General features: G+C 56.2%; 13 protein-coding genes and 1 tRNA gene. 11 read left to right on the plus strand and 3 right to left on the minus strand.

The features are described from left to right. Positions 1-154 precede the first annotated feature (154 nt). The 4 genes from ABY734_RS16525 to ychF all read left to right on the plus strand — a co-directional run bounded on the left by ABY734_RS16525 (position 155) and on the right by ychF (position 3,543). Entirely contained in the window at positions 155-1,099 is a 945-nt protein-coding gene (locus ABY734_RS16525) for a ribose-phosphate pyrophosphokinase (protein ID WP_372780488.1), read from the plus strand. Between the two features lie 96 nt (positions 1,100-1,195). Continuing rightward, positions 1,196-1,852 carry a 50S ribosomal protein L25/general stress protein Ctc gene (locus ABY734_RS16530; protein WP_372780489.1) on the plus strand — a complete coding sequence of 219 codons (657 nt, stop codon included), beginning with the start codon at positions 1,196-1,198 and terminating at the stop codon, positions 1,850-1,852. A gap of 12 nt (positions 1,853-1,864) precedes the next feature. Next, the gene (pth, locus tag ABY734_RS16535; RefSeq protein ID WP_372780490.1) at positions 1,865-2,449 is read left to right on the plus strand and encodes an aminoacyl-tRNA hydrolase; all 585 of its coding nucleotides are present in this window, start codon (positions 1,865-1,867) and stop codon (positions 2,447-2,449) included. A 2-nt stretch (positions 2,450-2,451) separates the two neighbouring features. Then, on the plus strand, positions 2,452-3,543 hold the full coding sequence (gene ychF, locus ABY734_RS16540; RefSeq protein WP_372780491.1) for a redox-regulated ATPase YchF: 1,092 nt from the start codon (positions 2,452-2,454) through the stop codon (positions 3,541-3,543). Between the two features lie 105 nt (positions 3,544-3,648). Here the strand turns inward: ychF and ABY734_RS16545 are convergent, their stop codons facing one another. Together ABY734_RS16545 and ABY734_RS16550 are read right to left on the minus strand one after the other, a co-directional pair. Continuing rightward, positions 3,649-3,912, minus strand: coding sequence for a Txe/YoeB family addiction module toxin (locus ABY734_RS16545; RefSeq protein ID WP_372780492.1), 264 nt, complete (start codon positions 3,910-3,912; stop codon positions 3,649-3,651). Beyond that, a complete protein-coding gene (locus tag ABY734_RS16550) occupies positions 3,909-4,151 on the minus strand; it encodes a type II toxin-antitoxin system Phd/YefM family antitoxin (RefSeq protein ID WP_372780493.1) in 243 nt (80 codons plus the stop codon). The genes ABY734_RS16545 and ABY734_RS16550 overlap by 4 nt, the downstream gene beginning before the upstream one ends. Before the next feature lie 185 nt (positions 4,152-4,336). On the opposite strand from ABY734_RS16550, the gene ABY734_RS16555 reads away from it, so the two are divergent. The 7 genes from ABY734_RS16555 to ABY734_RS16585 all read left to right on the plus strand — a co-directional run bounded on the left by ABY734_RS16555 (position 4,337) and on the right by ABY734_RS16585 (position 11,327). Continuing rightward, positions 4,337-4,413: transfer RNA gene (locus ABY734_RS16555), tRNA-Met, on the plus strand. 557 nt (positions 4,414-4,970) lie between these two features. After that, entirely contained in the window at positions 4,971-5,546 is a 576-nt protein-coding gene (locus ABY734_RS16560) for a hypothetical protein (protein WP_372780494.1), read from the plus strand. 47 nt (positions 5,547-5,593) lie between these two features. Continuing rightward, a complete protein-coding gene (gene cmoA / locus ABY734_RS16565) occupies positions 5,594-6,319 on the plus strand; it encodes a carboxy-S-adenosyl-L-methionine synthase CmoA (protein ID WP_372780495.1) in 726 nt (241 codons plus the stop codon). Continuing rightward, complete coding sequence (cmoB, locus tag ABY734_RS16570) at positions 6,316-7,281, plus strand: tRNA 5-methoxyuridine(34)/uridine 5-oxyacetic acid(34) synthase CmoB (RefSeq protein WP_372780496.1); 966 nt, start codon at positions 6,316-6,318, stop codon at positions 7,279-7,281. Before cmoA ends, cmoB begins: the two co-directional genes overlap by 4 nt. Positions 7,282-7,445: 164 nt before the next feature. Then, the gene (locus tag ABY734_RS16575; protein ID WP_372780497.1) at positions 7,446-8,987 is read left to right on the plus strand and encodes a DUF1631 family protein; all 1,542 of its coding nucleotides are present in this window, start codon (positions 7,446-7,448) and stop codon (positions 8,985-8,987) included. Positions 8,988-9,095: 108 nt separating this feature from the next. Next, positions 9,096-10,355 carry an aminotransferase class I/II-fold pyridoxal phosphate-dependent enzyme gene (locus ABY734_RS16580; RefSeq protein ID WP_372780501.1) on the plus strand — a complete coding sequence of 420 codons (1,260 nt, stop codon included), beginning with the start codon at positions 9,096-9,098 and terminating at the stop codon, positions 10,353-10,355. Positions 10,356-10,538: 183 nt separating this feature from the next. Beyond that, on the plus strand, positions 10,539-11,327 hold the full coding sequence (locus ABY734_RS16585; protein WP_372780499.1) for an SDR family NAD(P)-dependent oxidoreductase: 789 nt from the start codon (positions 10,539-10,541) through the stop codon (positions 11,325-11,327). 61 nt (positions 11,328-11,388) lie between these two features. Here ABY734_RS16585 and ABY734_RS16590 read toward each other — a convergent pair. Beyond that, positions 11,389-11,592, minus strand: a 204-nt coding sequence (locus tag ABY734_RS16590) for a hypothetical protein (RefSeq protein ID WP_372780500.1), incomplete at its 5' end; no start/stop codon positions are given.

The raw sequence follows: 11,592 nt of genomic DNA on the forward strand, positions 1-11,592 counted from the left end.
TGATGTAGCTGCCCACCGCAGCTATTTTTCGTTCAGGCCCCGCGATTTTTCCGGCGGCGTGACAGCTGTCAGGGCTCAGGGCAGAGCCTTGAGGAATTTAACGCCGCATGTGTTTCGAACCTCCAGGCGATCAGAAAGACAGGACTTTACTACCGTGTCAAAAATGATGATCTTTACCGGGAATGCCAACCCGGAACTGGCCCGCAAAGTTGTAGACCACCTGCACATTCCGCTGGGTGATGCCACCGTCGACAAATTCAGCGACGGCGAAATCATGGTCGAAATCAATGAAAACGTGCGCGGCGCTGATGTCTTTATTCTCCAGCCTACCTGCGCACCGACCAACGACAACCTGATGGAAGTCGCGGTGATGGCCGACGCCCTGCACCGCGCCTCGGCCGGCCGCATCACGGCCGTAATGCCTTACTTCGGCTACGCCCGCCAGGACCGCCGGGTTCGCTCCCAGCGAGTTCCGATCAGTGCCAAGGTTGTGGCCGACATACTGAGCCGCGTGGGCATTAACCGCGTACTCACGGTAGACCTTCACGCCGAACAGATTCAGGGCTTTTTCGATATTCCGGTCGACAACGTCTACGGCTCGCCCGTATTGCTAGACGATATCGCCAGGCAGTTTCACGACGATCCGATGGTAGTTTCACCTGACATCGGCGGTGTGGTGCGCGCTCGCGCTATTGCCAAGCAGCTCAATGATGCCGATCTCGCGATCATCGACAAGCGTCGCCCCAAAGCCAATGAAACCCAGGTCATGCACATTATAGGTGAGGTCGACGGCCGCACCTGTATCATGGTTGACGACATGGTCGACACCGCCGGCACCCTGTGTAAAGCCGCCGGCGCACTCAAAGCCAACGGCGCATCCAAAGTCGTCGCCTACTGCACCCACCCGGTGCTGTCGGGCAAGGCCGTCGACAATATTGAAAACTCCGAGCTCGACGAACTGGTAGTGACCGACACCATTCCGCTCAGCCCGGAAGCAAAAGCCTGCACACGAATTCGACAGCTCACGCTGTCGTCCCTGCTCGCGGAATCCATCCGTCGAGTCAGCAATGAAGAGTCCATCAGCGCACTGTTTCGTTAATACTGCGTCGTCATAGAAGCGCTGACGGATAACTGAAACCCACTGTCGAGCCGGTCGCAGGTAAGACAGTGTATCGCCCACATCGGAGGAAATACGATGAGCGAATATACCCTGAATGCGAAAGTGCGTCAGGACGCGGGGAAAGGTGCGAGCCGCCGCCTGCGTCGTCTGGCGAACGAAGTTCCAGCCATTGTGTACGGCGGCAAGAAAGATCCGCTGAACATTTCTGTTCTGCAGAAAGATCTGGTCAAAGACCTGGAAGATGAGGCCTTTTACACCAGCCTGATCACTCTGGAAATTGAAGGCGCGGGCACCGAGCAGGTGGTTCTCAAAGACCTGCAACGTCACCCCTCCAAAGCACAGCTGACCCACGCTGACTTTATGCGCGTTGATGCCACCACCAAGATCACCATGCGCGTTCCGCTGCACTTCATCAATGAAGAGAAGTGCCACGGCGTGAAAATGCAGGGCGGTATCGTGGCCCACGCCATGACCGAACTTGAAGTGACCTGCCTGCCGAAAGACCTGCCTGAGTTTATCGAAGTCGATATGCTCAACATCGAAGTCGGCCAGACTGTGCACATTTCCGACCTGTCACTGCCGGAAGGTGTTGAAAGTGTTGCCCTGTCGCACGGCGAAGATCACGACCTGCCGGTCGCCAACGTCATTACTCCGCGCGGCGGCGTTCAGGACGATGCTGACGCCGAAGGTGATGATGACGCCGAAGCGACTGAAGAGAAGTCTGAAGACTAACCCTCTTCTGCGATGGCAATTCAACTCATAGCCGGCCTGGGCAACCCGGGCCGGGAATATGAAGAGACACGCCACAACGCCGGAGCCTGGCTGGTTGAAGAACTGGCACGGCAATCCGGCGTTGCTCTATCTGGCGAAAGCCGATTTAACGCCCGCACCGCCAAGATCCGCCTAGGCGGCAGTGACATTCGTCTGCTGATTCCCTCGGTTTACATGAATCTCAGCGGTCAGGCCGTCGGCACCATTATCAATTTTTTCAAGATACCCCTCGGCGAGGTACTGATCGTACACGACGAGCTGGATATCGAGCCCGGCACTGCACGCCTGAAAACCGGTGGCGGCATCGGTGGGCACAACGGCCTGCGCGACATAGTCAAAGCGCTAGGCAACCAGAAAGACTTCCACCGCCTGCGAATTGGTATTGGCCACCCAGGCCACGCCGGCAAGGTGTCCGGTTACGTGCTGAATAAGCCCAGCCAGGACGACCGCGAACGCATAATGGCGGCCATTGACGAATCCCTGCGTGTATTGCCGGACGTTATTAGCGGCGATATAAGCAAAGCCATGAACCGGCTACACACTTTCAAGGAATCCTGAGCATGGGTTTTAACTGCGGCATTGTCGGCCTTCCCAACGTGGGAAAATCCACCCTGTTTAATGCACTGACACAAGCGGGTATTGATGCAGAAAACTTTCCCTTCTGCACCATCGAGCCCAACTCCGGCATCGTCGCTGTACCTGACCCGCGCCTGAACGCCCTGAAAGATATCGTCAAACCCGAAAAGGTCATTCCGGCAACCATGGAGTTTGTGGATATCGCCGGCCTCGTCGCCGGTGCTTCCAAAGGCGAAGGCCTGGGCAACCAGTTTCTGGCCAACATCCGTGAAACCGACGCCATCGCCCACGTCGTGCGCTGCTTCGACAATGACAACGTGATTCACGTTGCAAATCAGGTGAATCCCGCTGACGATATCGACGTTATCAACACAGAGCTGGCCCTGGCCGATCTGGAAAGCGTGGAAAAACAGCTGCAGAAAGTCGTGCGCACCGCCAAAAGCGGCGACAAAGAAGCCATTGCCATGAAAGCCGTGCTGGAAAAACTCCAGTCCCACCTGGATGAAGGCAAACCGGTGCGCTCCCTGAGCCTTAACGACAACGAGAAGGCGCTCAGCCAGCAACTGCACCTGCTGACCACCAAGCCCACCATGTACATTGCCAACGTCAACGAAGACGGCTTTGACGACAACCCCTACCTTGATGCCGTGCGCGAAATCGCCGCCGCAGAAAACGCGATTGTAGTCCCCATCTGCAACAAGCTTGAGTCAGAAATCGCCGAACTTGAAGACGATGAAAAAGCCGAATTCCTCGCCGACCTCGGCATGGAAGAGCCCGGCCTCGACCGCGTAATTCACGCGGGTTACCAACTACTAGGCCTGCACACCTACTTCACCGCAGGCCCCAAAGAAGTTCGCGCCTGGACCATACCCCAGGGCGCCACAGCCCCTCAGTCTGCGGGCAAGATCCATACTGATTTCGAAAAAGGCTTTATCCGCGCAGAAGTGATCGGTTTCGATGACTACGTTCAGTACAAAGGCGAACAGGGCGCGAAAGATGCCGGCAAATGGCGACTGGAAGGGAAAGACTACATCGTCAAAGACGGCGACGTCGTGCATTTCCGCTTTAACGTTTAGCGATACTACTTCCTCGAAATATGATTCTTTTGCGACGCCTTAAAGCTATAAGGCGTCACAAAAGAATCATCCGCAAAAACATAGCGTAACGCACGCTCGGCGTGACTACTCATAGTGCGCCCATAGCCGCAACACCTTTACCGCCTTGTCCTCCGTGAGCACTTGATACACCAAACGATGTTGAATATTGATCCGTCGGGAGTAGGCGCCAGCCAGATCACCCACTAACTTCTCGAAGGGAGGCGGATTCTGGAAGGGATTATTTTTCAGAATTTCGAGAAGCTCGGCCGCTTTCTCCTTTAGACCTGCGGATGCCAGCTTGCGGGCATCCTTCTGCGCCTGTTTCGTGTAGTAAAGTTTCCACGTCACCAATCGAGCTCCTGGCTGCAATCGTTCAGATCAGCTTCCATGCCTTCCCTAATCGACTCACGCATACCAGGTAGTGATAATAGGTGAAGCGTTTCATTAATAGCGTTCCAGTCTTCTTCCGCCAGCAACACCGCATTACCCCGCTTTCCAGTGATGACAATTGGCTGATGGCTGGTAGATGTTTCATCGATCAAAGCGTAGAGCTTGGATCGCGCTTCCGTCGCGTTCAGTGTGGTCATAAGACTCCTCCAACACTAGAAGCGTACGCCTACACGTACGCCTAGTCAACACGCAACGCCACCTTGGCGCGCACCGACTGATCGCAAATCAACCAAACAAAACATCCCCCTATTATCTCGACAGACTATCACTGCCTTTTCCTTGACAAACTTCAGCCAGCCCGGGAAAATGCGCGCCTCTTTGCGGCAAGGTAGCTCAGTTGGTTAGAGCACAACACTCATAATGTTGGGGTCGGCGGTTCGAATCCGCCCCTTGCTACCAGACACAAAAAACCCACCCAAGCGGTGGGTTTTTTGTGTCTGGTAGCAAGGCGGCCGGACGAGGAGCGCCAACGCGGTTCGACAAAAAGCGACCATAGGAGCTTTTTGCCACCAGCGGCTAAAAGCCGCGAGTCCGCAGGGCCACAACAGCCCATAGGCTGTTGTGGTGCATCCGCCCCGCCAACTCCCACTGCCGAACCCCAAAAACCCACGCCCTTTCCGATCCGGGTTTTTTGTATCTGGTAACAAGGCGGCCGGACGAGGAGCGCCAACGCGGTTCGACAAAAAGCGACCATAGGAGCTTTTTGCCACTAGCGGCTAAAAGCCGCGAGCCCGCAGGGCCACAACAGCCCATAGGCTGTTTTGGTGCATCCGCCTCGCCAGCCCCCACTACCAAATCCCAAAAACCCATACCCTTTCCAAGTCGGTCTTTTTGTGTCTGGTAGCAAGGCAGCCGGAGGAGAAGCGCCAACACAACGCAATCAACACTCTCCAACCCTTACCCCACACCCACTAATTCGCTATCCTAGCCCCAAAATAACTCCCGGAAACCGCCACGTGAAAAACCGCCTTACCCTCGCACTTAGCCTGATTTTGATCTCCACAAGCGCCATCGCCGACAAACACTTCGACTATGCCGATCTGGCCTACTCCCGCCAGAACACCGACTGGCACAATTTTGGCGACAGCGAAGCAACCACCCTCAAGGCCAGCGTCTCTTTTCTCAGTTACCTGCACCTGCGCGGTCGCTACAACAATGGCGGCGTGCAACTACCCGCCCGCAACGCCCGCCAGGACAGCTGGTCTGTAATCGGTCTCGGCGCACACTACCCCGTCAATAACGAGTGGTCCGTGTATATCGGCAGCGACCATAACGAACTCAAGTTGCAACACGGGCTACCCACCGAGCGCGGCTGGTACCCCCATATTGGGGCTCGCTATTCACCCTCGGACGAGTGGCAGTTTGCGCTGGAGGCGGGCGAAGTCGATGTACTGTTTCGCGACACCACCTTCGTTGTGGAAACGGTTTACAGCTTCCACCCCTCATTAGGCCTCTCGGCGACACTTCGCGACTACGACGACCTGGATTTAACCGAGTACGAAATCGGTCTGCGCTGGTTCTTCCGAAACTGAAGCAAACCCTGTGATAGAATCGCGGCGTGTAAACCCACGCCGCCGTCATGACTGATTCAAGAGACAATATCTACGCCACGCCGCGCGAAGCCATTGACCGCTTTGCCTTTGACGATACCGTTGCCGCCGTCTTTCCGGACATGATCCAGCGCTCGGTTCCTGGCTACAGCACCATCGTCGCCATGACCGGTGTCCTCGCCGACCGCTACGCCAAACCCGGCACGCGCTGTTATGATCTGGGCTGTTCACTGGGTGCCAGCAGCTTTGCCATGGCCCAGTATCTGGGTGAGCGCAATTGCCCCATTATTGCCGTCGACAACTCCCAGGCCATGCTGACCCGACTGTCGGAGAGACTGAAAGACTTCCCGGTAACCGTTGAGGCGGTGTGCGACGATATTCGCAATATCACCATTCAAGACGCCTCGGTTGTGGTGCTGAACTTTACCCTGCAGTTTCTCGAACCCGACACTCGCGACGCCCTGCTCAACACCATTTATCAAGGTATGGTTCCCGGCGGCGTGCTGGTACTGTCGGAGAAAATCCGCTTTGCCGACGCCCACTTGCAGGAACTCAATACCGATCTCCACCACGCCTTTAAGAAAGCCAATGGCTACAGTGACCTGGAAATCGCCCAGAAACGCAGTGCGCTGGAAAACGTCCTGCAGCCGGAAACCATCGGCACCCACGAACAACGTATCTCCGACGCGGGCTTTGGCAGTGTCGATGTCTGGTTTCAGTGTTTTAACTTTGCATCATTCGTGGCTATCAAGTGAATTTCGACCCTTTTCTTGAGCACTTTCGCAACACCCCGCTCGAACCCTGGCTCACGAGCATTGGCCCAGACCTTGAGGCCGGTCTAAGTATCAGCCGCTACGGTGACCTGCCACGTTGGCTGGAAAGCCTGGCCACGCTGCCAGCCATAGAAGCCGATACAGTCGATCTTGATAAAGACACTGTCACCGCTCAAGGGCAGGCCACAGACGAGCAACAGCAGCAGATTGAACAGGCGCTGCGCGGCCTGCACCCCTGGCGCAAAGGCCCGTATCAGGTATTTGACACCTTTATCGACACGGAATGGCGATCGGACTGGAAATGGCAGCGCCTGGCTCCGCATATTACGCCCCTGGCCGGGCGCACCGTACTTGATGTGGGCTGCGGCAGCGGTTACCACTGCTGGCGCATGCGCGGTGCGGGGGCTGAGCTGGTCGTGGGCATCGACCCAACACCGCTGTTCATTGTGCAGTTCCAGGCCCTGCAGCATTTTATTCGAGATCAGCGCGTTGGTGTGCTGCCGCTCGGCATCGAGCAACTACCCTCGGGCCTCAGAGCCTTTGATACCGTGTTTTCGATGGGCATTCTCTACCACCGACGCTCCCCCATCGATCACCTGCTGCAATTGCGCGACGCGCTACGCCCGGGCGGTGAGCTGGTATTGGAAACACTGATCATCGAAGGGGGGCCGAACGACTGCCTGGTGCCGGAAGGCCGCTACAGCCGTATGGGCAACGTCTGGTTTTTACCCAGCACCGATTTGCTTGAGCTTTGGCTGCGCAAAACCGGATTTCGCAATGTGCGCACCGTCGACGTCACGCGCACCAGCACCGACGAACAGCGCCGCACCGACTGGATGCAGTTCCATTCGCTGGCACAGTTCCTCGACCCGGACACTTCCGGGCTGACGATCGAGGGCTACCCTGCGCCAACCCGCGCTATTTTACTTGCGGAGGCTCCCTGACAACTTACATGCATTAGCTCACATTTCGAGACAAAACACGGCTATTTCCGAGCATTTTCTCCTTTACATTCCTGACTTGATCAAAGTATGATCAATTCAATGCGCTAATAAATTCGTATTGCTTCACCCACAAGAAATGCAACACCAAAGCCGGAGACCGGGCTATGCAATCTGCTGAGGGGCATGCATCGCTAGAGTCTTTTCACCTGCAAGTGGCGCAGTGGGTGGAGAGTCACATCTCGCACTGCGTTGACGCCCTGTCACAAAAGCTTCTCGATAAAGCCATGAGCGATCACAATCGCGAGACCGCCCTGCTTTTCTTCAAGCATCACAAATATCTCGACACCCATAGCACTAAAGTCGCGAGCTATTTTCAGCAGCTTTTAAGTAAAGCCCTGTTTGGCGAAGACGCGTCTGTCAACGTCATTCCGACCCAGCGCTCGACCCCCAATTTCAAGTTACTGCTGAGCGTAACCAGCGCGAATGACGAGCTTTACGCCTTCTGCCTGGTATTACGCCCGGAAGTCCTCAGTACTCTGTTTCTACGCGCCTTCAATCTGATCGACCCGGCGCAGCCGGTTCGTCAAACCGCGCGCAGCGTTTTCGAGACAGAGTTTAATAGCCAGCTGGACTCCCTTTACGGCGCCTTGTACAAGCTGGTGGACTCTCCAGATGCCTCGAACATTGACCGTCGCGCCAATATCGAAGCCTGGATTCACCATCTGGAAGCCAAGCTGCGCAACCCAGCGATTGACGCTTCCACCCGATCCATGACGCAAATGCGACTGGAAGAGCTTAACACCCGTCTCGACGACCTCGACGCTCTTAGCCAGTCCGCCCGCCTATTCCGAGATCGCTGGCTTCACCCACACGATGAGCTGGAGTACAAGGTATACACCGACGACGAGCTTCTCGCTGAGGTCGACAGACTCTTCCACCCTTTGAACAGCCTGGATAACGTGCCGCGCTCATTGCGCAAACTATCAGACCGAATACGCCCTATCGTCGACAGCGTGGCGCTGAGCGACCGCGGTCTGTTCATGCAGGCTTTGCATCCCGTCAAACAGCTGTTCCATCAGGTGACGGCTACAGTGGCTCAGTGGATCGAGAGCACACCCGAGCAGCGCAAGCAGTTACTGCTCTACGTGAAACCAGTCATTAATTCCGGCATTACCGCCGACAAAAACTATCGCGGTAATCGCGGTCTGATGAAAGCGCTGCAAAAGGAACTGATGGATTATCTGACCTATCAGATGCAGCGGGTCGAGAACGAGCAAAAAGCGCTGACTGCTCCCCCACCTCAGCCCGTTAAGACGCCTAACCCCATCGAACAGGTCAACGTCCTGCTCGAAGAAAAGCTGAATAACGCCGGCGAAGTACCACCCCTGCTCTACAAACTTATCTTTTCACTGTGGAACCGGGTTATCGCCGAAACCTGGCTCGAGTACGGGCAGGACGGCATTGCCACTCAGCAAGCCCTGTCGCTTGTCGACGATATTCTCTGGTACCTGCACTGCGACGACGAGAAACTGCTTCATACCAATACCGAGTTTCTGGGCCAGCAGATTGAAAGAGATCTGCTCAACGGACTGAAACTGATTGATTTCAACCGCGACAAGGGCATCGAACTCATCTCCAGCCTGCGCCAACTGCGCAAGCGTATGCAGCAGCCCCAGAAGCGTGCAGCCCGGTCCTCCCTGCACTGAAGTGCCCTTATTCATATTTTTCTCCCCGCGAAGTGCGTATAATTGCCCGCCGAAAACCGGCTAGCGTCACCGATCTTTTGTGGAAGGGGAATTGTCTTGCACGCCAATATGAATGCTGAAGAACTACGCGATCTCGAAGCCCAGCTCAGCGAGCAGTTTGATGCCATTAAGCAGCGCGGCCTCAATCTGGACCTGACGCGGGGTAAACCGAGCACCGAGCAGCTAAACCTGTCTAACGAGCTGCTTGGCGATATCAGTGACAAAGCGCTGGCGGATGCCAACCTGCGCAACTATGGCGGCCTCCAAGGCATTCCCGAAGCGCGCGAGCTCTTTTCCAAAGTAATCGGCGTTAAACCCGAAGAAACTCTGGTTGGCGGCAACAGCAGCCTGACCCTGATGTACTTTGCGGCCCACTTCGCCATGCATCTGGGGGTCGAGGGCCCCGATTCTGCCTGGATGTACGAGGGCCAGATCAAAATGCTGGCTCCGGTACCAGGCTACGACCGCCACTTCAGCGTGTCAGAGACACTGGGCATTGAATTAATCCCCGTACCCCTGCTGGACGACGGCCCGGATATGGACGAGGTAGAGAGGCTGGTAAAAACCGACCCGCTCATCAAGGGTATCTGGTGTGTTCCCCGTTTCAGCAACCCCACAGGCCATGTCTACAGCGACACCGTAGTCGAACGCTTTGCCCAGCTCGGCAAGGTCGCCGGGAAAAATTTCCGCATCTTCTGGGATAATGCTTATGCACTGCACTTTATTGACGATAATGCAGCGCAACTGGCCAACATCATGGATGTCTGCCGCAAGGCTGGCACCGAAGACAGCGTCTATATCTTCGGCTCCACCTCAAAAGTCACCTTTGCCGGTGCCGGCGTGGCCTTCCTCGGCATGTCCGAGCGCAACCTGGGCAACTTCAGCAAACTGCTGGGCATGACCCAGATCGGCCCGGACAAAATCAATCAGCTGCGTCACGTAGAGTTCTTCAAGACCTACGAACAACTGACCGCGCATATGAAACGCCACGCTGAGCTGCTTAAACCCCGCTTCGACGCTGTGCTTAAAGGGCTTGAAGAAGGCCTCGCGGGCACCGGCGCGGGCCAGTGGATAACCCCCCAGGGCGGCTACTTCATCTCCTTTGATACATTGCCTGGCCTTGCCACCGAGGTTGTCGCCATGGCCGCAGATGCGGGCGTGAAGCTGACACCCGCCGGCGCCACCTACCCCTATGGCAAGGATCCGGATAATAAAAATATCCGCATCGCGCCCAGTGTGCCGTCAATTGCAGACATTGAAGCGGCGACCGAAGTATTTGTCACCTGCGTCAAACTGGCCACCGTACGCCACTGGCTCAAAAACGCCTAAGCCCTAAGTGGCGGCGACACCTTGTCGCCGCCACCCCATCAAAGTGCGGCTCTTCTCGCTATCTGGACAGCCTGTAACCTTCAGCGGATTGACTTGAGACACCGCCCTCTCTAAGTTTGGCCCTTTCCTGCAGCAGCCCCCAGCGCTCGCTGCGGCCAACGATAATCAACAAGAGCTATCAGCATGCAAATCGATTTTTCTGGAAAGGCCTATCTTGTGACCGGCGGCGCCTCTGGCATCGGCGAGGCCACGGTGCGCTACCTGGCCGAGCATGGCGGTCAGGCAGTTATCGCCGATATCAACGAAGAGGCCGGCCAGGCCCTGGTGGCGCAATATCCGGATCAATTGCGTTTTCACGCGACCGATGTCACGGAACTTGACCAGCTTGTTGCCGCCTGCGAACTGGGCGCCACCACATTTGGCGGCCTGGATGGGGCCGTCAATAGTGCTGGCCTCGGCAGTCTGGGCACAACCACTGATATGCCACTGGAAGAATGGCACAAGGTTATCAATATCGATCTGCACGGCGTGTTCTACGCCTGCCGGGCGGTCATCCCACACCTGAGGCAACGTGGCGGCGGCAGCATCGTTAACGTCGCGTCGCTCAGCGGCGTTCGCGCTGACCACGGGTTCGCCGCTTACAACGCCTCTAAGGCCGCTGTTATCAACTACTCCCGCACACTGGCCCTCGATCACGGCCCGGAAAACATCCGCGCGACAGCAGTCTGTCCCGGCTTTATAGAAACACCGCTGACCGCCATACCCGGCTCAATCGAAGCTATTAAATCTGACTGGCTAAACGCTATCGCCCTCGGACGAGGCGGCAAGGCTGAAGAAGTCGCCAACCTTATTGTTTTTCTGTTATCGCCAGCGGCCAGTTACATCACCGGCACGGAGATTGTCATCGACGGCGGCATGGGCAGCAGTAATAACCAACCCAACATCCCCAAAATTTTCAGCTCGATGAGCTGACACATAAATCCTACAGAAAAAAACGGCCGCAAAAGCGGCCGTTTTTCGGTAAAGCGGAGTCTCAGTAACCCCAGCGATAAATCAGATCCAGTCCATAGCTACGCGGCTCACCGAACATCACCGAGCGACCAGCCTGCGGCAGGTTGTGAACATTGTTGATGCTGTATTCTTCGTCCAGCAGATTTTTACTCCACACGGCCACATCCAGCGTGCCGTCGAACAGCCCCAGATCGTATAGCCCCAGACGGGCATTCAACACCGCAAA

The sequence above is a fragment of the Litorivivens sp. genome (assembly GCF_041624475.1).
Classification (GTDB): Bacteria; Pseudomonadota; Gammaproteobacteria; order Pseudomonadales; family Spongiibacteraceae; genus Litorivivens.

What these genes read in the sequence shown, in the direction of transcription:
- ABY734_RS16550 (WP_372780493.1), bottom strand. Translation starts at nt 4,151, where the DNA reads ATGACCACACTGAACGCGACGGAAGCGCGATCCAAGCTCTACGCTTTG.
- ABY734_RS16580 (WP_372780501.1), top strand. Translation starts at nt 9,096, where the DNA reads ATGAATGCTGAAGAACTACGCGATCTCGAAGCCCAGCTCAGCGAGCAG.
- ABY734_RS16530 (WP_372780489.1), top strand. Translation starts at nt 1,196, where the DNA reads ATGAGCGAATATACCCTGAATGCGAAAGTGCGTCAGGACGCGGGGAAA.
- ABY734_RS16585 (WP_372780499.1), top strand. Translation starts at nt 10,539, where the DNA reads ATGCAAATCGATTTTTCTGGAAAGGCCTATCTTGTGACCGGCGGCGCC.
- cmoA (WP_372780495.1), top strand. Translation starts at nt 5,594, where the DNA reads ATGACTGATTCAAGAGACAATATCTACGCCACGCCGCGCGAAGCCATT.
- ychF (WP_372780491.1), top strand. Translation starts at nt 2,452, where the DNA reads ATGGGTTTTAACTGCGGCATTGTCGGCCTTCCCAACGTGGGAAAATCC.
- pth (WP_372780490.1), top strand. Translation starts at nt 1,865, where the DNA reads ATGGCAATTCAACTCATAGCCGGCCTGGGCAACCCGGGCCGGGAATAT.
- ABY734_RS16575 (WP_372780497.1), top strand. Translation starts at nt 7,446, where the DNA reads ATGCAATCTGCTGAGGGGCATGCATCGCTAGAGTCTTTTCACCTGCAA.